The organism is Brasilonema octagenarum UFV-OR1, from assembly GCF_963888615.1.
GTDB lineage: Bacteria > Cyanobacteriota > Cyanobacteriia > Cyanobacteriales > Nostocaceae > Brasilonema > Brasilonema sennae.
Genome location: NZ_CAWPKW010000266.1, coordinates 16,612 through 38,070 on the forward strand (window position 1 = coordinate 16,612; position 21,459 = coordinate 38,070).

General features: G+C 45.8%; 25 protein-coding genes and 1 pseudogene. 20 read left to right on the forward strand and 6 right to left on the reverse strand.

The features are described 5' to 3' along the window. Window positions 1–100: 100 nt before the first annotated feature. The 19 genes and pseudogenes from AC5590_RS22140 to AC5590_RS22230 all read left to right on the forward strand — a co-directional run bounded on the left by AC5590_RS22140 (window position 101) and on the right by AC5590_RS22230 (window position 12,899). Window positions 101–994, forward strand: coding sequence for a pirin family protein (locus tag AC5590_RS22140; protein WP_169265573.1), 894 nt, complete (start codon window positions 101–103; stop codon window positions 992–994). Continuing rightward, on the forward strand, window positions 987–1,394 hold the full coding sequence (locus AC5590_RS22145; protein ID WP_169265574.1) for a hypothetical protein: 408 nt from the start codon (window positions 987–989) through the stop codon (window positions 1,392–1,394). The genes AC5590_RS22140 and AC5590_RS22145 overlap by 8 nt, the downstream gene beginning before the upstream one ends. A 55-nt stretch (window positions 1,395–1,449) precedes the next feature. Further along, entirely contained in the window at window positions 1,450–2,208 is a 759-nt protein-coding gene (locus AC5590_RS22150) for an SDR family oxidoreductase (protein WP_169265575.1), read from the forward strand. 58 nt (window positions 2,209–2,266) lie between these two features. Beyond that, entirely contained in the window at window positions 2,267–2,965 is a 699-nt protein-coding gene (locus tag AC5590_RS22155) for a hydrolase (protein WP_169265576.1), read from the forward strand. 162 nt (window positions 2,966–3,127) lie between these two features. Then, window positions 3,128–3,748: an isochorismate family cysteine hydrolase YcaC gene (gene ycaC / locus AC5590_RS22160; RefSeq protein WP_169265577.1), complete on the forward strand. Its 621-nt coding sequence runs from the start codon at window positions 3,128–3,130 to the stop codon at window positions 3,746–3,748. A 26-nt stretch (window positions 3,749–3,774) separates the two neighbouring features. Beyond that, the gene (locus AC5590_RS22165; protein ID WP_246163067.1) at window positions 3,775–4,512 is read left to right on the forward strand and encodes a putative antibiotic biosynthesis monooxygenase; all 738 of its coding nucleotides are present in this window, start codon (window positions 3,775–3,777) and stop codon (window positions 4,510–4,512) included. A 397-nt stretch (window positions 4,513–4,909) separates the two neighbouring features. Continuing rightward, window positions 4,910–6,793: an amidohydrolase gene (locus tag AC5590_RS22170; protein WP_169265578.1), complete on the forward strand. Its 1,884-nt coding sequence runs from the start codon at window positions 4,910–4,912 to the stop codon at window positions 6,791–6,793. A 58-nt stretch (window positions 6,794–6,851) separates the two neighbouring features. Further along, window positions 6,852–7,127: a hypothetical protein gene (locus tag AC5590_RS22175; RefSeq protein WP_169265579.1), complete on the forward strand. Its 276-nt coding sequence runs from the start codon at window positions 6,852–6,854 to the stop codon at window positions 7,125–7,127. A gap of 16 nt (window positions 7,128–7,143) precedes the next feature. Continuing rightward, window positions 7,144–7,338 (forward strand): hypothetical protein, encoded by a 195-nt coding sequence (locus tag AC5590_RS22180; RefSeq protein ID WP_211178477.1) that lies wholly within the window; start codon window positions 7,144–7,146, stop codon window positions 7,336–7,338. Between the two features lie 51 nt (window positions 7,339–7,389). Next, window positions 7,390–7,779, forward strand: a complete 390-nt coding sequence (locus AC5590_RS22185; RefSeq protein ID WP_169265580.1) for a cupin domain-containing protein — start codon at window positions 7,390–7,392, stop codon at window positions 7,777–7,779. Between the two features lie 17 nt (window positions 7,780–7,796). Then, the gene (locus tag AC5590_RS22190; RefSeq protein ID WP_169265581.1) at window positions 7,797–8,327 is read left to right on the forward strand and encodes an SgcJ/EcaC family oxidoreductase; all 531 of its coding nucleotides are present in this window, start codon (window positions 7,797–7,799) and stop codon (window positions 8,325–8,327) included. A 119-nt stretch (window positions 8,328–8,446) separates the two neighbouring features. Beyond that, complete coding sequence (locus tag AC5590_RS22195) at window positions 8,447–8,740, forward strand: hypothetical protein (RefSeq protein WP_169265582.1); 294 nt, start codon at window positions 8,447–8,449, stop codon at window positions 8,738–8,740. Window positions 8,741–8,776: 36 nt separating this feature from the next. Continuing rightward, entirely contained in the window at window positions 8,777–9,178 is a 402-nt protein-coding gene (locus tag AC5590_RS22200) for a RidA family protein (protein ID WP_169265583.1), read from the forward strand. A gap of 66 nt (window positions 9,179–9,244) precedes the next feature. Next, a complete protein-coding gene (locus AC5590_RS22205) occupies window positions 9,245–9,622 on the forward strand; it encodes a nuclear transport factor 2 family protein (protein ID WP_169265584.1) in 378 nt (125 codons plus the stop codon). 243 nt (window positions 9,623–9,865) lie between these two features. Beyond that, entirely contained in the window at window positions 9,866–10,459 is a 594-nt protein-coding gene (locus AC5590_RS22210) for a nuclear transport factor 2 family protein (RefSeq protein WP_169265585.1), read from the forward strand. Between the two features lie 165 nt (window positions 10,460–10,624). Then, entirely contained in the window at window positions 10,625–10,936 is a 312-nt protein-coding gene (locus AC5590_RS22215; protein ID WP_318284402.1) for an SDR family NAD(P)-dependent oxidoreductase, read from the forward strand. Beyond that, window positions 10,890–11,456: pseudogene (locus tag AC5590_RS22220) on the forward strand (SDR family oxidoreductase). Before AC5590_RS22215 ends, AC5590_RS22220 begins: the two are co-directional and overlap by 47 nt. A 58-nt stretch (window positions 11,457–11,514) precedes the next feature. Continuing rightward, window positions 11,515–12,459 (forward strand): zinc-binding dehydrogenase, encoded by a 945-nt coding sequence (locus AC5590_RS22225; protein ID WP_169265586.1) that lies wholly within the window; start codon window positions 11,515–11,517, stop codon window positions 12,457–12,459. 74 nt (window positions 12,460–12,533) lie between these two features. Further along, window positions 12,534–12,899, forward strand: coding sequence for a hypothetical protein (locus AC5590_RS22230; RefSeq protein WP_246163070.1), 366 nt, complete (start codon window positions 12,534–12,536; stop codon window positions 12,897–12,899). Between the two features lie 487 nt (window positions 12,900–13,386). Here the strand turns inward: AC5590_RS22230 and AC5590_RS22235 are convergent, their stop codons facing one another. Then, window positions 13,387–14,121: a DUF4079 domain-containing protein gene (locus tag AC5590_RS22235; RefSeq protein WP_169265587.1), complete on the reverse strand. Its 735-nt coding sequence runs from the start codon at window positions 14,119–14,121 to the stop codon at window positions 13,387–13,389. 283 nt (window positions 14,122–14,404) lie between these two features. After that, window positions 14,405–14,797 carry a hypothetical protein gene (locus AC5590_RS22240; RefSeq protein WP_169265588.1) on the reverse strand — a complete coding sequence of 131 codons (393 nt, stop codon included), beginning with the start codon at window positions 14,795–14,797 and terminating at the stop codon, window positions 14,405–14,407. A 206-nt stretch (window positions 14,798–15,003) separates the two neighbouring features. Here AC5590_RS22240 and AC5590_RS22245 point away from each other — a divergent pair, with 206 nt between their 5' ends. Beyond that, window positions 15,004–16,062, forward strand: a complete 1,059-nt coding sequence (locus AC5590_RS22245) for an EamA family transporter (RefSeq protein ID WP_169265589.1) — start codon at window positions 15,004–15,006, stop codon at window positions 16,060–16,062. Window positions 16,063–16,092: 30 nt separating this feature from the next. Here AC5590_RS22245 and murD read toward each other — a convergent pair whose 3' ends face one another. The 4 genes from murD to AC5590_RS22265 all read right to left on the reverse strand — a co-directional run bounded on the left by murD (window position 16,093) and on the right by AC5590_RS22265 (window position 21,278). Further along, window positions 16,093–17,508: a UDP-N-acetylmuramoyl-L-alanine--D-glutamate ligase gene (gene murD / locus AC5590_RS22250; RefSeq protein ID WP_169265598.1), complete on the reverse strand. Its 1,416-nt coding sequence runs from the start codon at window positions 17,506–17,508 to the stop codon at window positions 16,093–16,095. An 81-nt stretch (window positions 17,509–17,589) separates the two neighbouring features. Then, on the reverse strand, window positions 17,590–19,740 hold the full coding sequence (gene glyS / locus AC5590_RS22255) for a glycine--tRNA ligase subunit beta (RefSeq protein ID WP_169265590.1): 2,151 nt from the start codon (window positions 19,738–19,740) through the stop codon (window positions 17,590–17,592). Window positions 19,741–19,806: 66 nt separating this feature from the next. Then, window positions 19,807–20,385, reverse strand: coding sequence for a Uma2 family endonuclease (locus tag AC5590_RS22260; protein ID WP_169265591.1), 579 nt, complete (start codon window positions 20,383–20,385; stop codon window positions 19,807–19,809). A gap of 149 nt (window positions 20,386–20,534) precedes the next feature. Next, on the reverse strand, window positions 20,535–21,278 hold the full coding sequence (locus AC5590_RS22265; RefSeq protein ID WP_169265592.1) for a class I SAM-dependent methyltransferase: 744 nt from the start codon (window positions 21,276–21,278) through the stop codon (window positions 20,535–20,537). Window positions 21,279–21,459 lie beyond the last annotated feature (181 nt).

Here is a 21,459-nt window from a genome sequence, read left to right on the forward strand (position 1 = left end):
GACCTGCTGCATTTTTCACTTGTGAGAAAACTCTGTGATTCATCAGTTGAATCAGGCTCAAATGATATCTATATCTGTCTAGTTCTGAAGAGGTAATTCTATGACTGTCCCCACTCAAACATCTCGAACCGTTGCCGGAGTAATCAACAGCGTTGAAACACTCGAAGGGGGCGGATTTCTTGTCCGTCGCCCCTTTCCCAAAAGTAGCTTCTCTGAATTTGACCCGTTTCTCCTCCTCGACGAGTTGGGGCCGATTCATCTAAAGCCGGGTCAGGCAAAAGGCGCACCCGATCATCCGCACCGGGGCTTTGAAATCGTCAGCTATATCTTGGATGGACGGTTAGAACACAAAGATTCTGCGGGGCACGCTGGGCTACTCAATCCGGGTGATGTCCAGTGGATGACAGCAGGTGCTGGGGTCGTGCATTCCGAGATGCCAGAGTCAATGTTTACCCAAACAGGTGGACGGCTCCACGGCATTCAACTCTGGATCAATCTGCCACAACGAGACAAAATGATGCCGCCCCGCTATCAGGAAATTCCAACGGCTCAGATTCCGGTCGCTCAAACCGAAGATAGGTCTGTGACGGTGCGGGTAATTGCGGGAGAAGCGTTAGGGGCAGAAGCCGTCATTCAGACGCGCACGCCGATAATTTACCTCCACTTCACACTGCAACCAGGGGCAACGATGATCCAGCCTGTACCGAAAGAGTACAATGCCTTTGTCTATGTACTGGAGGGGTCTGGGTTGTTTGGGACAGAGCCAGCGCCCGGTGAGGATGGGCAGATGGTACTCTTTTCTCAAGATGGAGAAGATGTGGTGATCTCCAACCCTGCTGATGCTCAACGTCCTCTAGATCTTTTGCTGATTGCAGGTGTACCCCTTAACGAACCAGTCGTGCGCTACGGGCCGTTTGTGATGAACACTGAAGCTGAAATTACCCAGGCAATCAACGACTACCAAGCAGGAAGGATGGGACGGATTTATGCTTAACACACTTCAATCTAGTCAACATCAACGCTTGAGTGAGTTACGAATCAAACTACTGCGTTTGCACAAGCTTTTACTAGAGACTGAGCGTCTTACCTATCAGCAAGTTCGAGGGCAAGTTTCTAGAGGTGAATTGCTACAACTGGTGATTCGTCATGAGCAGTTTGCCTGGTTGCATCGACTCTCAGCATTGATTATCCAAATCGATGAGTTGCTTCATACTGATGAACCTGTTACGCAAGAGGTAATTGAAGCGATCGACCGTGACATTCGTACACTGCTCAGCCCCGATGAATTGGGCGATGAGTTTGCCATGAAGTATAACACGGCGTTGCAACGCCACCCCGATGTCGTGTTAGCTCATGCAGATGTCATGATGTTGCTGACTTCTGACAGTATTTAACCTTTGATAGACAAGTGGGAGAAGCAATTTTTCTATCAACCAAGGAGAAGGTTTTATGAAAGACAAAGTGGCTGTGGTTACAGGTTCTAGCCGTGGTATTGGTCGAGCTATTGCCAAACGCCTTGCGAAGGAGGGTGCATTAGTCGCGATCAATTACGCTAGAGATGCTGAAGCAGCGGCAACCACCGTTGCTGAGATTCAAGCCGATGGTGGTTCTGCCTTCGCAGTGCAAGGAGATGTTGGCTTGGTCGCCGAGATTCAAAAGTTTTACGACAAGCTCGACGTTGAACTGACTCAACGGACTGGAACTAACCAGTTTGATATTCTCGTCAACAATGCCGGAATTGGAATCTTCACGACGGTTGAGGGAACAACTGAAAAAGAGTTTGATCGACTCTTTGCCGTCAATGTCAAAGGCACTTTCTTTATCACTCAGATGACTCTGCCCCGGCTCCGTGATGGTGGCAGAATCATCAATCTTTCTTCGGGAGCCTCACGCCGTCCTCTCTCAGACATCGCAGTTTACGGGATGACGAAAGCGGCGATCGATAACTTCACTCTAGTGTTGGCAGGTGAGCTAGGTAAGCGGGGTATTACTGTGAACTCGATCGCTCCTGGCTACACAGATACCGATGCTAATGCCAAAATTTTGCAAGATCCAACGGTGAGAGAAACGATTTCATCTATGACTGTGCTTGGACGAATCGGAAAGGTTGAAGACATTGCCAGTGTTGCAGCCTTTCTCGCCCTAGAGGATGGAGGTTGGGTTACAGGTCAGTACATTGAAGCAAGCGGCGGTTTCGGACTGAAGTGACCCCTGAACGCGTACAGGGTATGTCTGTAAAGCAAACATTGAATGGAGAGTTATAGCGATGTCTAAAAATCCAAAAATCGGCCTAGAAGGACTGCTTCGTCCAGAAGATAGCATCCTGGTACTGATTGACCACCAGCCTTATCAGTTCACCAACTTGAACAGCCATGAACCTACGATGATCATTAACAATGTTATTGGTCTTGCCAAATCGGCAAAGGTGTTTAACGTACCCACAATCCTGACCACAGTAATTGAAGAAAGAGGGGGTTATATCATTAAGGGACTACAGGATGTTTTTCCTGATCAAAAACCGATCAACCGCACTTTCATCAATACCTGGGAAGATCCAAACGTTACAGATGTAGTGAAGAAAAGTGGCCGCAAGCAACTTATACTTGCTGCGCTTTACACCGAGATCTGTCTGGCAATGCCAGCAATCCAGGCGCTTGGTGAGGGTTATGAAGTATTCATCGTTACCGATGCTTCGGGCGGTGTTACTGCGGAAGCTCATGACATGGCTGTTCGCCGTATGGTTCAAGCTGGTGCAGTTCCAATCAATTGGATGGCTGTACTTGCTGAATGGCAACGTGACTGGGCACGCACAGAAACAACTGAGGGTGTATCAGATATTGTTCTTGAGCATGGCGGTGCTAGTGCGGTGGCTCTTGCATGGGAACTTCAGCTCCTTGCAACAACCCCTCCAGCGGACGGCAAACCTGTCCAGGTCAGCAATTCCTCCATCTTCACGGGTCGATAGTAAAATCCCATTGCCACTAGAGGATTAGCGAGGGAAATCCTCTCTAAACACAGTCTTCGTCCCCGCTATGACAAAGAGCAGGTTAAGGACAGATACTCTCTTATCCCTGATTCCATCCTGCAACAAATTCATTCACTAATACTCAATTAGGAGATATACTTCATGTCTACGTTCAAGTACAACCGTCTGGATAAAGATAATGCTGCGGCTCTACTGGTCGATCACCAGACTGGACTGTTCTCACTCGTGCGTGATTTTGGTGCCGCCGACTTCAAAAATAATGTGCTAGCGCTGGCAAGTACAGTCAAGTTTTTTGGTCTTCCGACGATTTTGACGACCAGTTTTGAGCAAGGTCCGAATGGTCCTATCATGCCCGAACTGAAAGAGAAGTTTCCTGATGCTCCATATATTCCTCGCCCCGGACAAATCAACGCCTGGGACAATGAAGATTTCGTTAAGGCGGTAGCTCAGACGGGTCGAAAACAATTGATCATCGCTGGGATCGTCACGGATGTTTGTGTCGCGTTTTGTGCTCTGTCAGCGATCGAAGCCGGTTATGACGTTTTTGTCGTCACTGATGCGTCTGGCACATTTGATGAAACTTGCCGCTACGCCGCTTGGGAGCGTATGTCTCGTGCTGGAATTCAATTAGTAAACTGGTTCAGCGTTGCGTGTGAGCTGCATCGTGACTGGCGTAATGATGTCACAGGTTTAGGTAATCTGTTGGCAGGTTACATTCCTGATTACAAAAATCTGATGACCAGTTATGCCGTGAAGCAGTAGAAATCTACCGGGTTGCAGATGAGAGGTTGTTTATTCTGTCACAGGGAGGCACCTATCCTGAGGGCAGCCCTGCCCCTGCTTATGATCTGCAAATGCCCTATCTACGGCTGATTGTTAGGTTTATGGGCATTACCAATATTGAGTTTGTGTACACCGCCGCAACATTACGAAAGGTCGCATTTATGTTGGAAGAGCCTCTTGAAATCGGTACGGATGAAGAAAGTCAGCAGGTTACAGCCATTATCTCTCATGTTGTCCGACCAGGGCGTGAGCAGGGGTATGAGGAGTGGTTACGTGGAATTATTGCCGCCGCCAAGAAGTTTAAGGGACATAGGGGTGTAAGTATCATTCAACCTTGCGATCACGCCCATCCTGAATATGTAGCAATTCTCAGGTTTGATCGGTACACCAACCTCAAACAGTGGCTGGAGTCTGATGTGCGGCGAGAATGGATTGAACGATTGCGACCGCTGATTGAAAAACCGGAAGAAGTGCAAACTCTCACTGGATTAGAAACCTGGTTCACCCTGCCCAACAAGCCCCTCAAGGCTCCCCCACCTCGTTACAAAATGGCACTAGTGACATGGCTGGGCGTGTTTATCACTCTTGCGATTCTCAGTCGTCTACTAGCACCATTTCTGTCCAAGTTACCTGTATTGCTCAATCAATTGATCACAACTGGACTCGTCGTAGCCTTTCTCACTTATTTGATCATGCCGCGTTTGACGCAGTTGTTTCGCCAATGGCTGTATCCGGCTTCCTAAGTTTAAGCGCTGCATCCATTCTTTCTTGATATCAACACCTTCGTCAAGTGGAGGAATTATGAGTAGTCACCCTCAAGCAAGCCGCAGACCAACCGTGATAGGTTAAGGTTATGGTAATTTTGTCAATAAGTAAAAAAACTTAAAAATACTACCAAAAACGTGGTAGGAAACATAATTTTTGTGGCAGCAATGGCGTAACCAAATGACTCATGATTCACTTTGATGCTGAAAAGTCAGTACTAAGCTTAGTTTAATACTTTGTTTTTCACTCACTTTTCAGCATAATTCCTAATTGACAAAATGAATATTGTCTTAACCTCTCACGAATGGCCGCAGACGTTTTTTACAACTGGCTACTGCGGTTGGGGCTTCCTCGTACCTTTTAGGAGTAAATCGCATGAACGCTAACACACTTGCCAGTAACGACACCAACGCCGATGTCATTCTCTTCAACGGTCGAATTGCCACACAGGACGAGCGCCGCTCCTTTGCTTCCGCTACCGCGATTAAAGACGGGCGCTTTGTCGCGGTCGGAACCGACAAAGCGGTGATGTCTCACAAAGGAGCTAATACCAGAGTAATTGATCTGAGTCGTCGCACCGTTATTCCTGGTCTCAATGATTCTCATATCCACCTAATTCGCGGTGGCCTCAATTACAACCTGGAATTGCGGTGGGATGGCGTACCATCTCTAGCAGACGGCTTACGGATGCTGAGAGAACAGGTTGACCGAACGCCTCCAAATCAATGGGTAAGGGTTGTCGGTGGCTGGACTGAGTTTCAGTTTGCCGAACGACGGCTGCCAACGCTGGATGAAATTAATCGAATTGCACCCAACACGCCTGTATTTATTCTGCACCTGTATGATCGGGCTCTTCTAAACCGTGCGGCACTCCGAGCAGTTGGGTACACCAAAGACACTCCGAACCCATTGGGAGGTGAGATCCAACGCGACAGCTACGGGAACCCAACCGGACTGTTAATTGCCAGACCGAATGCCATGATCCTGTATTCCACCTTGGCGAAAGGTCCGAAACTGCCCTACGACCATCAACTGAATTCCACACGCCACTTCATGCGAGAACTGAATCGCCTCGGCATTACTAGCGTGATTGATGCTGGAGGTGGGTATCAAAATTATCCTGACGACTATCAAGTGATTGAGAACCTCCACAAACGGGGTGAGCTCACAGTTCGTATTGGCTATAACCTGTTCACGCAACGCCCCAAACAGGAACTAGAGGATTTCTCAGGCTGGGCGAAAATTGTTAAGCCGGGTCAGGGTGATGACTTCTATCGCATGAATGGCGCAGGTGAAATGTTAGTCTTCTCAGCGGCAGATTTTGAAGACTTCCTAGAACCCCGTCCAGATCTAGCTGACTCTTTAGAAACGGAATTGAGGAATGTTGTGACGCTGCTCGCACAGAATCGCTGGCCATTCCGTCTGCATGCCACTTATGACGAGTCCATCACGCGCTTCTTGAATGTATTTGAGCAAGTCAATCGGGAAATCCCCTTCAATGGACTGCATTGGTTCTTTGACCATGCTGAAACGATTTCTGAACGCAATCTTGAACGAGTCAAAGCATTAGGCGGTGGCATTGCTATTCAACATCGCATGGCATTTCAAGGTGAGTATTTTGTTGATCACTATGGTGAAACTGCTGCTGAACAGACACCTCCGATCGCCCGCATGCTAGAAATGGACATCCCAGTGGGAGCTGGAACCGATGCGACGCGAGTGGCTTCCTATAATCCGTTTGTTGCCCTTTACTGGCTCGTTAGCGGTAAGACCGTCGGTGGGACAGCACTTTACCCAGAGCAGAATCGCCTGATTCGAATGGAGGCACTGCGGCTTTACACGGTGGGCAGTAGTTGGTTCTCATCTGAGGAAGGGCAAAAAGGGGCAATCTCCCCCGGTCAACTGGCAGATTTAGCAGTGCTGTCCGACGATTTCTTCTCGATTCCAGAACAACGGATTAAGAGTTTGGAATCAGTTCTGACGGTTGTAGGTGGCAAGATTGTGTACGCAAGTGACGAGTTCCGTGATTTGGATCCGCCGCTGTTGCCCGTGCTGCCTGAGTGGTCGCCCGTTGCAACCTATGGCGGATATTACTCAACGCCTGCTGTTCCCACTGCTGCAAAAGCCATTCACCTCTGTACTGCCCTATGTAACCACATCCATAAAGTGACCTGTCGCACAGCATCCTCTACGCTCAACACCGCTGGCTCTTTGTCTAGCTTCTGGGGTGGTATGGGCTGTGACTGCTTTGCTTTTTAAAAGCAGGAATGATGAAGGGTGAGATTTTCATTTTGGAAAGTTGCACATCAGGTTACTTATGGAACGATCTCCTATCAATAGTCCTGTGCTGCGGAGCTTGTCGCCACAACCCTCTAACTCCCATTTGAATGTTGCACTCACCCATGTTGCACAAGAGGTTAGTGAGCTACTTCAGCAATTTCATCTTGCAGTAAAAAGGGACATCAATTCAGTTGAGACGATTTCGATTCGAGCAATTGAGCCAGAATACAAGTTCATTCTTGTGAAAAAACTCTATGATTCATCAGTTGAGTCAGGCTCACACGCTAGAGCGTATTTGCAAAGTAAACATTGAATGGAGACTTATAGCGATGTCTAAAAATCCAAAAATCGGACTCGAAGGACTGCTTCGTCCAGAAAATAGCATCCTGGTACTGATTGACCACCAGCCTTATCAGTTTACCAACTTGAACAGCCATGAACCTACGACGATCGTTAACAATGGGGATTTCGCCCCATCAGTACGTGATTCAACAGCACGTGGAACAGGCAAATTTCTCCTCTAAAATTCACAGATTCTGAACTTGCTCCGATTGTGTAATTGCAAACCTAAACTTATGCTGATCCAAAAACTAAACGACTGTGAAGAAATTATCGCTGGAGATGGAACTGTTCTGCGCGAACTGCTTCATCCTGACAAACAAGACATCAACTTGCGTTACAGTTTGGCGTATGCGATCTTGCCTGTTGGCAAAACTTCGATTCCCCATTCTCTAAAGACTTCTGAGGTTTATTACATCATTAGCGGTGTTGGAGAAATGTCGATCGACAGTGAAGTTTGTCGCATTGAACCAGGCGATGCGGTTTACATTCCTCCAAATGCAATCCAGTTCCTTCACAACTACGGCGACGAACCCATTGTTTTCGTTTGTCTAGTCGATCCAGCTTGGCGCAAAGAAGACGAAACGATTTATGCACCTGAAATTGAGGCAACCGCATCACTCTAATCCAATCGCTCAAAACTATGAATTCACAAACAGCTCAAACCACAACTGCTGCTGACGAGTCCGCAATCCGTACTTTCCATCATCAGATGATTGATGCTTGGAATCGAGGCAGCGGTGAAGACTTCGCTGCTCCGTTTAGCGAAACTGCCGATTTCATCGCGTTCGAGGGAACGCATCTCAAGGGTCGAAAAGCGATCGCTGCATTTAATCAGCAAGCTTTCGACACGGTTGTCAACGGAACACGCCTGGAGGGTGAGGTGAATTTCGTCCACTTCCTGAATCCTCAACTTGCTCTCATGAACGGAGTTGTCAGGGTAATGCTGCCCGGACAACCCGAAACTTCACCGTCACGAGATTCGATGCAGCTATTCGTCGTGATGAAACGTGATGAAGATTGGCGGATTGAAGGGCTACTCAATGCCCGGAAGTTGACGCTAGAAGGGCAATTTTTCTTGGACGAGTTTGACTCGCTGAGTGAAGAGGCTCAACGTCAAGTAACCGATCTCGTTACAGTTATCAAGCAGGCTTCGCTTCAATCGCAGGAGTAAACAAAGAATTCGGCAACGATCGCGAATGAAATAAGAATCTGAAAGCAATCAAGCAGTTTCACTCATTACACTTCGGGTAGATAGAACATTACACAACCACAAGCCGCAAGAGATTTCTAATGAACCGAAAGATTCTTCCAACCACAATCATAACCACAATCACGATCGCAATCACGATTCTGTTCGGCGTACTGTTACCGTTCAATTTTCCATCCTTGGCTCAAGTCAGTCCACAAGTGATTCCCAGAGTCGAAGCGAACGAAAGTTCCGAGGGGATTCCACCCAGCTACCGTTTAGTCATTAGCCGACCTCAAGACAATGTTTATGTTTTCTGTCCCACTAACTTCGAGCCACAGTTGAACTATCTGCGAAATGTGAAGGCGATTCAATGTCAGTCGTTTACCAGTCCTTAGAAATAAGTTCTGAATTGTAATGAACAGAGGAACACCATGAATAAGCCTGAGTTTTTTATCACTCCCGGTTATGGGGAATATATGCTGAATAAATTGCATTACTCGCAAGCAGTAAAAATTGGCGATCGAGTGGAGACATCCGGACAAGGCAGCTGGGATGACAATCTGCAAATTCCCGAATCACTCGCAGACGAGATTGCTCAAGCATTTCAGAACGTAGAGCGAACCTTAGCGACTGCTGGTGCGAGTTGGGAGCATGTTGTTCACGTTAATTCTTATCATGTTGACGGGTTTCCCCCAGAGGTGAACGAGGTGATGGTCAGGCTATTTCATCATTATATGCCCGATCGCGCCCCAATTTGGACAGCGGTAGGAGTCGCGGCGCTTGCACTACCAGCGATGCGGATCGAAATCCGCGTGACTGCAATTGTTCCGTGAGCTTTGCATCAATGGTAGCAGAAACCGCTTCGTTAAAGCATCCACTTGAACAGAGGAGAGATTCAGATGTCAGAGAACAATAAAGCAATCTTAGCAGCGGCAAACGCGGCGATCGCCCAAGGCAACTATGAAGGATTCTTGTCGTTCTGCGCCGACGACACGAAATGGACATTCGTTGGCGACAAAACATTGAACGGAAAAGATGCCGTTCGTCAATGGATGGTAACAGAGTATGTGGAACCACCTTTGAATATCGTCGCAAACTTAATCGCTGAGGGGGATTTCGTCACGGCACTGGGCAACATCACTCTGAAGGACAAAGACGGGAAGGCATCTGATTACTCGTACTGCGACATCTGGCGCTTTCGTGGCGACAAGATTGTCGAATTAAGGGCTTTCGTCATCAAAACCGAAATCAAGGATGAAACCAGCAGCGCGGCGTAAATAAATTGACGCGAACCCGATTTGTAATTGACGCGGCATACCGCTGAGGTCTGATCGGTCTAGCCTGCCGTCATCATTCCGTCGTTGTCAACCTGCCCACGGTTCCGGTGATGGTATCCTTCGTGTGATGCGTCGGACAGACGCGGAACTCGTAAGAATTCAACGAATTATTGTAAGAATCACCAAAGAAATTAAGCATTGGAATCAATACAGTTGAGATAGAAAGAACCAGGAGCATCTAACATGGTCAAAGAGCAAACAGTAGACAAACAAGCAAATGTACAGGCAACCCCCAACCTGACACCCGCTCAGGAAGCCTTACAAGCACTCTGGGATGAGCATCTGCGGCTTGAGTTTGACACTCACAACACCGAAGACACTCTCGCCACGATGGTTGAGGATGCTTACGTTAACGACATTCCGGTAATGACTGGAGGAGTAGGGAAATCGGCACTGCGTGAGTTTTATTCCAAGTACTTCATTCCACAGATGCCGCCGGACATGGAGCTGACTCCGATCTCGCGCACGATCGGGACCAATCAACTCGTCGATGAAATGCTGGTTAAGTTCACTCATACCATCCAGATGGACTGGATGCTACCTGGCATTGCTCCGACTCTTAAACGGGTTGAAGTGGCAGTGGTAGCGATTGTCCAGTTCCGTGATGGCAAGCTAGCCCATGAACACATTTATTGGGATCAGGCAAGTGTATTGGTTCAACTCGGCATGCTCGATCCGAGTACACTGCCCGTTGTAGGGGTTGACAGTGCGCGCAAGGTACTCAATCCGAGCTTGCCCTCAAACGCACTGATCGATCGTGCCAGCGATCGCGACTAAGTGTAAAAGCCAGCAAATATCAATGCCCAAACCCGCCATTTTGCAACCAGGATGTTACTCATCCTGGTTGTATATTAAGGCGCTTCTTATTGCTGGCTCCTACACGTATTGCTCATTGAGTTTTTGACAAAATGACACAGCCATTCATAACAACAGGTAACTATCATGATGCTGAAAGACAAAGTTGCTTTGGTGACTGGCGGAACATCGGGCATCGGTCGAGCAACTGCGTTAGCGAAGCTTAACGAAGTTATCGCCTCCGGTGCTGCGGGTGCCAAAGTGCTCTTCTCGGACATACGCGGTGTAGAAGGTGAAGAAACTGCTGATTTGATTCGCGAGACTGGGGCGGAATGCTTGTTCGTGAAATCAGATGTATCGAGTGAGGCGGATGTCCGGGAATTGGTGCAGAAAGCGATAAGCTGGGTACAGCTTGCGCTTCGCGAACGCCACCTACGGCAGACTCGATTGTGCCTTTAACAATGCTGGCATCGATCTTGCTGTTAAACCACTGCACGAACAATCGATCGAGAATTTTGACCAGATCGTGTCAATCAATGCACGAGGGGTATTTCTGTGCATGAAATATGAAATTCAACAGATGTTAACTCAGGGCGCAGGCGCGATCGTGAACAATTCATCAACGAATGGTCTCGTTGCGCTTCCAGGAATCTCTCCCTACGTTGCTAGCAAACACGCAGTGATGGGGCTGACACGATAGCGAAGCGCTGCTGCGAAGCGCAGATCGGCAGCTCTCGACTATGCCAAACACGGCATTCCGATTAATGCCGTCAATCCTGGCCCGATTGCGACCGATCTAATGGCTCGTAGTGCTGAGCAGATAGGCATCACATTTGATGATTTAGGAACGATGGTTCCGATGGGTCGGATCGGTCAGGCAACAGAAATTGCTCAAGCGGTTGTGTTTCTCTGCTCTGATGCTGCCAGCTATATTACGGGACAACCTTTAGCGATCGATGGTGGATATACAGCAAGTTGATTGAAACAGTTCTATCTAGAACATAAAACTATAGCCCTCTACACACAAGGATATGGCGATGCGTAGACTCGTGACTTCACCAGATGCCGTTGGCAACCTCACCTTTCAAGACACTGAAGTTCCTACTCCGAAGGCCAACGAGTGCTTGATTCGCGTCAAGGCATTTTCGATGAATCGGGGCGAACTTAAGCGATCGCAAAATGACCCACTTGGCACTCCAATTGGCTGGGATGTCGTTGGTGTTGTTGAACAAACAGCACAGGACGGTAGTGGTCCACCCACAGGGACAAAAATTGTCGCCCTCTCCATCCGCTCGGAAGGCTGGGCAGAATATGTAGCAATTTCGACTCGCTTTCTGGCTATCATTCCCCAGAGCGGATCATATACCGATGCCCCCACACTGCCCGTCGCGGGGTTAACAGCACTGTATGCAGTGGAAAAGGGATCTCGTTTACTAGGAAGTCGGGTGCTGATCACAGGGGCAACAGGGGGAGTGGGACTCTTCGCCATGCAGCTTGCTCGGATGATGCGAGGCAGCGTCGTTGCCCAAATTCGTCAGCCAGCGCAAGAAGCATTTGTGCGAGATTACGGCGCGGATGAAGTGGTGATGACCGAAACCGGGCAAGAAGCCAAGCAGTTCGCGCCTTATCGACTGATTGTCGATGGAGTAGGAGGTGAATTGGTCGGGAAGCTAACTGCGTTTTTGGCTCAAGGAGGCACCTGCGTTTGTTATGGCAGTAGTAGCGGCAACGAGATGAAGCTGTCCCTGGCAGACTTCTATTCCGAGAATGGAGGACAGCGCACGCTTTACGGGTTCACGCTGTACACCGAAGTAGAGCTGGAAAGTGCTAGTTCTGGGCTGGCTCGTCTGCTGAGGTTAGTTGAGCAGGGGCGGCTCAAAACGCATATTGATCGAGCAGTTTCATGGCGTGAAGCAGACGTTACGTCGGCTGATTTGATCGGGCGCAGATTTTCAGGTAAGGCTGTGCTGCATGTGGACTAATTGTTGTTCATCGGCTGAGTCATGTCAGCCACATAGGAATAGATTATCGCTGAGCTTTATTTACAAAGAATGAAATGAAACGATTTACTTCGTTTACTTTCCTGTATCTCGCGCTGGGAGTTTGTCTAACGGCGATCGCGCTTGGATACCCAAACCTGAGTTCGAGTCTTCAAACAAACTTGTTGATCAGTGCAGGAGCGTCCTACATCGTCTGCTTCCTCAGCACCTTCTCATTTTGGCGTGAGATGACAATCCGTGTCTATCGCAGACAGAATTCAGTCGTAATTCTCCCCTGGTTGGTGATTGGATTCAATATTATTTGGATGATCTGGGAGGTTCAAAGTCAGAACTGGACGAGTGGCTCAAGCTATGGGTGGAGTTTTAGCGGTTCGCAGCGCGTTGCGGTGAGACCAGTGCTGCAGGAGGGTTTCCCTCCGTAGGCATCTGGCGAACCCGAAGGGGGGTTCCCCCCGTTGTAGCGACTGCGAACCCGAAGGGCGATTGGTACTCCTACCTCTGCACCTAAACCTCGGGGAAAATCCCTTGGGTGGACACCAGGTAAAGCCCGTACCCGTAGAATCCGTTATCCAATTGTTAAAAAGACTGCAACAAAGCCTCTGAAAGAGCAACAAAAATCTGCTTAATCTCAAATATCTTTATCTTTGAAGCTTGTGTTTTATTAACTCAGCCCTACTGGGTCGTTTCTTATTGCTTAGTCTAAACTCCAGTAACCGCAGATAACCCTCTATTTTTTGACACCAGTACATTCCCGCCTTCGTCCTAGTACAAAATAACTATTTTTTGGCGATCGCCTGCTTTTAGTCTAAACACCAGTTGTTTAATAACAAAGCAAAAAACCACCTACATTTTCTTTAGGTGGGTATTGATTTGTGGCATTGTATTAAACTTCTTTTATAAGCAAATGTATCAAGGTTTTTGAGGGAAAGAAGGTGCCTGAATTATGCAGGGTTTAGTGTCACATTTTTGCTTATAAAGCATATTGACATAGGATTCTTGCCAAGTGAGGGGAATTTCCAACAATGACAGTGTTCCTGTAATTCCCAATCCCAGAAAGATTAAAAGGGCAATGCAATTCAAAGCGATGTGAACCTTACGCCAGCGATTTTTCTTGTCTTTATAGATTTCTGGCAAAATTGCTAAAGAAAAAATCATCAACAGGGCGGCGATTAACCCATAGTAGTAATGAGAGATATACCACTGATTAGTTTTGCGATAAACACCATCCTGACAACCAAGTACCACTAAACCCATCCCAGTTAGAGTAGCAAATATAGCACGCCAATTTCGTTCTCTTGTTTGATAGAGTAGAATCAAGGAAGCAAGAGTAGCAGCAAATAATAGTCCAATAAAGATGACTTGAAAGGGTGTTTTAGTCCAAATATTTTTGTCTACAATTTTACTAAAAATAGCGTAAGCTAGAGCTATTAAAACAATTCCTACAACACCACCTGTCAAATAGCGACCTAGCTGGACATGCTCCTGTCCTGCAACTGGGGTAATTTTACTTTTACCCGTTGCCTTAGTTTCCAATCGGCGCTGACGAGTCTGTAAAGCGCGGTTGACGACAATACCGATTAAAGGGAAGACGACAATCACAGCGATCGCTGGATGCAACAGCAAAATCGCATCTCTCAATTCCATAGCAAACCTCTGTTTTGAAGATATCTACAGCAGAATCATTCGTCAGGAGTCATAATACAGAATGCATTCTGTACAACGCTCAGTTCAATAGATGGGTTGAAAACTCCAGCGTGCTTCGGCTCCGCTCACGGTAAACTGTCTACACGGGAGCCAGTTCTTTATATGAGCAGTTTGAATACCATACATTTGATTCTGACTCCTGGATTTTTCTTCAATGAAACCGCTAACTATGCCTGCCTTCGCTACGCAAACGGGCATGCGGTATTCTGACTTTTGTTGATAATTATTTAACTTCGTTCGGAGCAAACGCAGTAATTTTGCCTTTCTTAAGTGCAACTATCACGCCGTAAGTTGCACAGTAGGAAATTGTGATATCGTTAGCTTTGTTGTAGAGATTCACAACCATGCCTGCACCTCCTGGTTGTACGGCAATTGGCTCAAGATCGCCAAAAAAGTAACGCCGCAGCTGGTCACCACTACCAAACTTACCTTTACTTTTGGTAAGCATGTCAATTTTTTGTTGAGTCGTCAAGCCAGTGACATCTTTCATGTTTTGTTTTGTTTCCTGGGCTGATGCTTGAACCAGTGAAGGATTCACAAAGCTTAGTGGAGCATCCCAAACCGTAACCAAACCAGCGAGGGCAACAGTTGCAAGTAGTGACGAAGCGAATTTCATTGTGACTCCTTATCTTTGATTTATCTCAACTGTCCAAAGTATCCCAGTTGGTAGTGAGACTCATCTGAAACCAAACCATGAATTTTCTGAATTTATCCCTGGATAAAATTCAATTTTTACTCAGCTTTTTCTCAGATTCACCTCACCCTGAGTTAAAGAGAAAAGTTCACTATCGTTAACAGTGCTTTCATAACAATGGTGTTATTGTGACCAGATACAGAAGAACACATCGTCTTATCCCAAGAATTCCAGGACAAATCTATCTCTGGCTAGCAATGCTGATTTTTGGAACATCTAGCGCAGTGACTCGGAAGTTGACACAAATCGGTGCCCAAAACTTTATGGGCGATCGCAATCCAATTTCTCTATGTAATGTTTTGTTCGTGGGAAACCTGTGTGCCTTGATAATTTTCATAGCAATTTACTGGCGACAGTGGAATCTTAGGGCTTTGAAACAACTATCAAGGAAGGATTGGTACTGTCTTGTGGCAATAGCGATTCTATCTGGAGCACTTGCCCCTGGTTTAATTTTCCAGGCATTGGCGTTAACCCAAGTTAACAATGTCATTTTAGTTGGACGTTTGGAACCGCCGCTGACTCTGGCTTTATCACTTTGGTTGTTGAAGGAACGGGTGAATCTTTGGGAAGTTATGGGAGCGATCGCCGCGTTTGTCGGCGTTATCCTAACCATCATCCTTCAACCCCCAGGACAAACCATGATGAATATGGGGGGTTTCAGTGTGGGCATTGGGGAAATTTTGGCAGCCGCAGCAGCCGTGGCATCAGGCGCTTCCACGATTATTGGCAAACGATCTCTCGCCAAAATCCCTTTGGGAATCTACAATATCTTTCGTACTGCTTTAGGAACCTTAATCTTTTTCTTTATTGCTTTAGAGCTATATGGCAGCAACCATTTTATGGATGTGTTCTCGCCTTTCCTATGGCAGTGGATGTTTGTGTATGCTGCGGTGATTGTGGTGCTAGGTCAATTTTTCTGGAGTATGGGCTTGAGAGCTTCGACGGTGTCTATGGCTTCTTTAATTGGCTCGTTTTCTCCAATCGTAGGAATCTTGGCAGCCTATTTCATTTTAGGCGAAGCCCCTACCTTCGCTCAATATGTCGGCGGCAGCGTTATTTTAACTGGCGTCTTATTGAGTCAAATTGGCAAAAGGCAAGAAACTTCTCGCACCACTGTATTTTCCGGCATGGATTCTACCCAAGGAGAACAAGAGGTAGAAACTGGTATGGGCTTTAAGGGTATGTGAAAAATGATAAGTCTTTAACCGGACATGATATCACCCGTTATCCAACTCCAAACACAACTGCCGAAAATGGTCGCCCCTTTGTTCAAAATTAGCGTATTGGTCGAAACTTGCACAAGCAGGAGATAGCAGCACCACAGATGCTTGATAGTGTTTTGCTAATTCTGCTGATTTAGGAACCGCTTTTTCCATTGTTTCTACAATTTCGTAATTCTGATATCCTTCTTGTTGCAATTTTTTAGCAAAAGCCGGTGCAGCAGTGCCAATCAGCAATACACAGGCGGCTTTGTCTTTAATTTTTGCTATCCAGCCAGTGTCATCACCTGCTTTGGCTTCACCACCAGCAATTAATATAACCGGACTTTTGACTGAGACTAAGCCAACTTCAGCAGCGTCGTAGTTAGTGGCTTTGCTGTCGTTAATAAAATCAATGCCTTCCCAAGTACAAATGTGTTCCAAACGATGAGGAACACCAGGAAATCCATTTACACCACGAACAATAGCATCTTGATCAATTCCCGCTAAACGCGCGGCTGCAACTGACATCAGTAAATTTTGCTGATTGTGTTCTCCTACCATCCGTAAAGCAGAAACTTCCACAATGCGTTCGGGTTGAGAGTTTGCATTCAACTTTTCTACAACCCAGCCATCTTCAATGTAATAGCCTTTAGAACCGATTAAATCATCTTTACCTTTGACACTTGTCCAATAGGCGTCAAACCAATCACTTGCACCGACTTTCCTTAAATATGGATCATCACCGTTAAACACTTGTAACTGAGACTGACGCAGCAGATGCGCTTTGATGTTGTAGTAGTTCTCTAAGGTTTTATGGCGACTGAGGTGATCTGGCGTGAAAGTTGTCCATACACCGATGCGAGGCGCAAGAGAAGAAGATGATTCTATTTGATAGCTGCTGAGTTCTGCAATCACCCAGTCTATTTGATTGTTAGATGAGGGGGAGACTTCTGAATTGATTTGTCCCTGATTCTCCACAGACAGGGCAACTTCACACGCAGCGTAGCCAATGTTACCGCAGGCAGGAGCGTGTAGTCCTGCTTCTTGAAAAATTGCAGCAATTAAGGCTGTGGTAGTGGTTTTACCGTTTGTGCCAGTAATTCCTACCCAAGGGACGGATTGCAAATGTTGCCAAGCGAGTTCCATCTCGCCGATGGTTTCAATACCTAATTCTCGTGCCTTAATTAACACGGGTATATCCCAAGGCACGCCAGGACTAACTACTATCAATTGAGGTAAGTCTGAATCATTGAGTTCTAGAGTATACCCCAATTTTACAGTAATTTGTTCTATGGCAAGTTCTTGTTGTTGCTTTAGGAAGTCTAAGGAGGTGTTGCGATCGCCGAGTTCCACCTCCCAACCTTCCCGTTTCAACAATCTCGCCGCAGCAATACCTGATTTTCCTAATCCAATGACGTGGGCTTTGGGCATAGACTGTGGCAGAGGTCCCTGGTTAAGCACCATTATGGTAGCGTTTATTTGCAAAAATCACACAACTTTTTTTTACTCATGCTACAAATTTTTGACTATCGCCCCAAAATCCGCTAAAACACGAGCATGGTTACGAAGTAATCCCAGTAAATTTAACCGATTGCGTTTGATTTCTGGATTGGAGTCCATAACTAAAACGCTTTCCGCACCGTCAAAAAAGTTGCTAACGGTGGGGGTAATTTGCTCTAATCCTGTTACTAGCTGTCCATAATCTCGTGACTCTTGTGCAGCTTGAGTTTGTGGCACTAATTCCACAATCGCATTGTAAAATGCTTCCTCGGATGATTTTTGGAAGAGTTCTTTACGAACACTAGTTTTAGGGTCAAGTTGTTTTGTATCCAAATCTCCTTGAGCCGCTAAACGAGTGGAACGATTCACTGTTTCGTAGATGTTATCTAATGTACCATTGGCGCGGATTTTTTGTAGGAAAGTTGCGCGATCGCCCACATCCAATAAATCCTTCAACGCCCTTTGTGTATATTCTCGGTCATTTTCTCCCAAAACAGCATTCACTAAGTCATAGTCAATGTGTTTTTCTTCTTGCAGTAAAGTACGGATGCGTTGCAGGAAAAATTCTTGTAACGCAGCAACTAATTGATTCCCATCTTTGTGATATTCACTCGCGAAATCTGTTGCAACTTTTTCCAGTAACTGTTGTAAATTGATAGGTAGATGGGCTGCCCATGTGATATTCACGACTGCATTTGCTGCCCGTCGCAAAGCGAAGGGGTCAGAAGAACCCGTGGGTATCATCCCCAATCCAAAGATACTGACTAATGTGTCAAGTCTGTCTGCCAAACCGACAACTTGTCCTGTTAAAGTTTCGGGTAATATGTCATCTGCCGAACGAGGTAAATAATGTTCAAAAATTGCCGTTGCAACTGCTTCCTCTTCTCCACTTGCAAGAGCATATTTTTGTCCCATAACTCCCTGTAATTCCGGGAATTCATACACCATTTGACTGACCAAATCAGCTTTACATAAAAGAGCTGCTCTTTTGATGTTTTCGCGTTCTTTTTCGCTTAATTGCAACTGTTCTGTGATTTGTGCGGCAATTTTGCAAATGCGGTTGACTTTCTTTCGCAGCGAACCTAAATCCTCTTGAAAAGTGACGGTTTCCAATTGAGGTAAAAAGCTTTCCAAAGGTTTTTCTAAATCAGCATCGTAGAAAAAGCGACCATCGGCTAAACGTGCACGAATGACTCTTTCATTTCCCACAGCAATGATGTCTGATTTTGTGGGGTCACCGTTAGAGATTGTGACAAAATTAGGTAGTAAGTCTTTGGTGTTTGAACTTTGGAACACAGGAAAATAACGCTGATGACTTACCATCACAGTGGTAATCACCTCTGTAGGCAAGTTCAAAAACTCTGATTCAAATTTACCAATAACAGCTGAGGGAAATTCTACAAGATTTGTGACTTCCTGCAATAAATCTGGGTAAATTTCTACATAACCGCCTAACTTTTGGACAGATTCTTTGACTTGCTGCGTAATCGTATTTACCCGTTCATCCGTATCAACCACAACAGATCCAGAGCGAAGGGTGGTGACATAATCATTCGCGTGGGATATTGTCACAGGTTCTGGATGCAAAACACGATGACCTTGAGAGATGCGATTGCTCTTTACCGTCTCAGAACCATTATCCAATTCTATTGGCAGCACCGCTTCATCTAACAAAGCAACAATCCAGCGGATGGGACGAGAAAATGTCTTATCCCCATCACCCCAACGCATCAACCGCTTTCCTTCGAGTTTGAAAATCCATTGAGGAACAAGTTCTGTTATTATCTCAGCAACTGGACGACCGCGAGTCACTTTTCGGACAAAGACAAAATCTCCCTTTTCAGTCGGGCGAACTTCCAACGCAGAGACTTCCACACCTTGCTTTTTAGCAAAGCCTTGTGCTGCTGGTGTTGGGTTCCCATCTTTAAACGCTGCTTGTGCGGGGGGACCTTTAATTTCTTCTTCGCGATCCGCCTGCTGCGAGGGTAAACCTTTGATGAGTACCGCTAAGCGGCGGGGAGTTCCGTAAACTTCCACAGCATCGTAAGTCAGGCTGTTTTCTTCCAGAGTGTGAGGAATGCGAGATTTCCACTGCGAGATAGCGCTACTCAGGAAACTTGCAGGGAGTTCTTCTGTACCAACTTCTAATAAAAATGAAGGCATAGGACTATTTTTCAAGGAAAGCTGGGCTTAATTATATTAGTCAATTGAACCAGTTTACCGTGCTTGTTATGCTTCTGTTTCAAATGCAACACCTTCATACAGCAATTCAATAGGAAACTCAAATTCAATACTTGATAGAGTGATAATATCGTAAGCAGTGTAGGGATAGTAAAGCCACATTCTTCCCTCTCCCCGACAGAAACGCTCAACAGAAATTTTTTCAGAGTCTATCAATATATACTCTTGCAAAGTGGGGATTTTTAGATAATCAGTGAATTTATCACCCCTATCTTTGCTGCTTGTACCTGGGGAGAGGACTTCCGCTATGAGTTTAGGAAACTGAATAAATTTGCGGGCGTTGAGGTCTTGAGGATCGCAACTGATGATAACATCAGGATAGTAGTACTGGCTTTGGGGACTGAGTTGTACTTTCACGTCTGACACATTCACCCGACAACCTCTAGAACGCAGATGTGGGCGTAAGGGAGTGTAAAAGTTAAGTGCAATGTCATTGTGGGGAATTGTAACACCTGTCATGGCAAAGACTTTGCCGTTGACGTATTCGTAGCGAACGTCTTGCTGAGGTTCCCATTCGAGATATTCCTCAACGGTCATTTTTTGGGGTTGTTGGGTGACAGCTAGCATAATCTTTGAACGCCAGGACTTTTTTAGGTTTGGTTTGATTGTAGCGTTCTGGGTGAGGGTGTTAGTTCGTCAGAACCGTCCTTGGGCTAATTTGCAGAAGTCAAACATAGCTAGTACTCGCGCTTGTCTTTATCCAATAGTTTTACGCATCAGGTCTTACTTGCTGTGATAAAAACAAAGCGGTCTGAGAATTTAAGAATAGATTGCTGGGCATATTTTTGTTCCATTTCAGCTAGACCAAGAGCAAGTTGTTCATCATCAAAAGTTGAAAGCAAAGACATATAACGATTTTGTACCATCTGCAAATATTTAGACTTAGGAATTGCCAAAGGATATTCTACAAAATCCACCGCTACATGAAAACCAATTTTTTCCAGTAAGCTAGCAAGATTATTATAATTGGGTTGGACTTCTTCATATTTACGCAAAGCTTTACTAAATAACGGGTAATCAATTTTTGGCGGAAGAAGTATTAGCAGTAAAATACCACCACAGGTCAATCTTTGGAAGAGATTACTTAATAACAGTTTTTCTTCATTAATATGATGCATTAATTCCTTAATAATAATTTTATTGTATGTTCTAGACGAAGCCGAAAAGTTTATTGCATCCATTTCCACGCATTTATACTTAAGATTATTAGGGATTTGCTCAAGCATCTTGTTCGAGGAGTCCACACAGATAATCGGATTATATAACTGCATCTGATTGTTAATTTCTTTAGCGTATATTCCTGTACCACATCCTAAATCTATAAGTATATCTGTATTTTTTAGACATAAATGTTCAATGATTTCGTTAGTAATAAACTGAACAAAATCCTCTGAATAAAACCATAAATCTTCATACATACCTGCTATTGTTTGATAATGATTATGAATAAGTTCGCTCATATAATCTTAGAAAAAGTATTTGGACGACGCTACAGGCTGGTTTCGCTTCGCATCTACGCACTGGTGAGTGAGTCCAAGGGAAGCGATAGCCTACCTCTGTGACAAACACACCCACTTAAGTTAACCTATATTTGGATGCCTAAGCCAGGAAGTCGCCCTCCTGACTCGGCTACAAAACCGT

Excerpts from the sequence above, each read along its gene's own strand:
- AC5590_RS22140 (WP_169265573.1), top strand. The coding sequence starts at position 101 with ATGACTGTCCCCACTCAAACATCTCGAACCGTTGCCGGAGTAATCAAC.
- AC5590_RS22145 (WP_169265574.1), top strand. The coding sequence starts at position 987 with ATGCTTAACACACTTCAATCTAGTCAACATCAACGCTTGAGTGAGTTA.
- AC5590_RS22150 (WP_169265575.1), top strand. The coding sequence starts at position 1,450 with ATGAAAGACAAAGTGGCTGTGGTTACAGGTTCTAGCCGTGGTATTGGT.
- AC5590_RS22155 (WP_169265576.1), top strand. The coding sequence starts at position 2,267 with ATGTCTAAAAATCCAAAAATCGGCCTAGAAGGACTGCTTCGTCCAGAA.
- ycaC (WP_169265577.1), top strand. The coding sequence starts at position 3,128 with ATGTCTACGTTCAAGTACAACCGTCTGGATAAAGATAATGCTGCGGCT.
- AC5590_RS22170 (WP_169265578.1), top strand. The coding sequence starts at position 4,910 with ATGAACGCTAACACACTTGCCAGTAACGACACCAACGCCGATGTCATT.
- AC5590_RS22175 (WP_169265579.1), top strand. The coding sequence starts at position 6,852 with ATGGAACGATCTCCTATCAATAGTCCTGTGCTGCGGAGCTTGTCGCCA.
- AC5590_RS22180 (WP_211178477.1), top strand. The coding sequence starts at position 7,144 with ATGTCTAAAAATCCAAAAATCGGACTCGAAGGACTGCTTCGTCCAGAA.
- AC5590_RS22185 (WP_169265580.1), top strand. The coding sequence starts at position 7,390 with ATGCTGATCCAAAAACTAAACGACTGTGAAGAAATTATCGCTGGAGAT.
- AC5590_RS22190 (WP_169265581.1), top strand. The coding sequence starts at position 7,797 with ATGAATTCACAAACAGCTCAAACCACAACTGCTGCTGACGAGTCCGCA.
- AC5590_RS22195 (WP_169265582.1), top strand. The coding sequence starts at position 8,447 with ATGAACCGAAAGATTCTTCCAACCACAATCATAACCACAATCACGATC.
- AC5590_RS22200 (WP_169265583.1), top strand. The coding sequence starts at position 8,777 with ATGAATAAGCCTGAGTTTTTTATCACTCCCGGTTATGGGGAATATATG.
- AC5590_RS22205 (WP_169265584.1), top strand. The coding sequence starts at position 9,245 with ATGTCAGAGAACAATAAAGCAATCTTAGCAGCGGCAAACGCGGCGATC.
- AC5590_RS22210 (WP_169265585.1), top strand. The coding sequence starts at position 9,866 with ATGGTCAAAGAGCAAACAGTAGACAAACAAGCAAATGTACAGGCAACC.
- AC5590_RS22215 (WP_318284402.1), top strand. The coding sequence starts at position 10,625 with ATGATGCTGAAAGACAAAGTTGCTTTGGTGACTGGCGGAACATCGGGC.
- AC5590_RS22225 (WP_169265586.1), top strand. The coding sequence starts at position 11,515 with ATGCGTAGACTCGTGACTTCACCAGATGCCGTTGGCAACCTCACCTTT.
- AC5590_RS22230 (WP_246163070.1), top strand. The coding sequence starts at position 12,534 with ATGAAACGATTTACTTCGTTTACTTTCCTGTATCTCGCGCTGGGAGTT.
- AC5590_RS22235 (WP_169265587.1), bottom strand. The coding sequence starts at position 14,121 with ATGGAATTGAGAGATGCGATTTTGCTGTTGCATCCAGCGATCGCTGTG.
- AC5590_RS22240 (WP_169265588.1), bottom strand. The coding sequence starts at position 14,797 with ATGAAATTCGCTTCGTCACTACTTGCAACTGTTGCCCTCGCTGGTTTG.
- murD (WP_169265598.1), bottom strand. The coding sequence starts at position 17,508 with ATGCCCAAAGCCCACGTCATTGGATTAGGAAAATCAGGTATTGCTGCG.
- glyS (WP_169265590.1), bottom strand. The coding sequence starts at position 19,740 with ATGCCTTCATTTTTATTAGAAGTTGGTACAGAAGAACTCCCTGCAAGT.
- AC5590_RS22260 (WP_169265591.1), bottom strand. The coding sequence starts at position 20,385 with ATGCTAGCTGTCACCCAACAACCCCAAAAAATGACCGTTGAGGAATAT.
- AC5590_RS22265 (WP_169265592.1), bottom strand. The coding sequence starts at position 21,278 with ATGAGCGAACTTATTCATAATCATTATCAAACAATAGCAGGTATGTAT.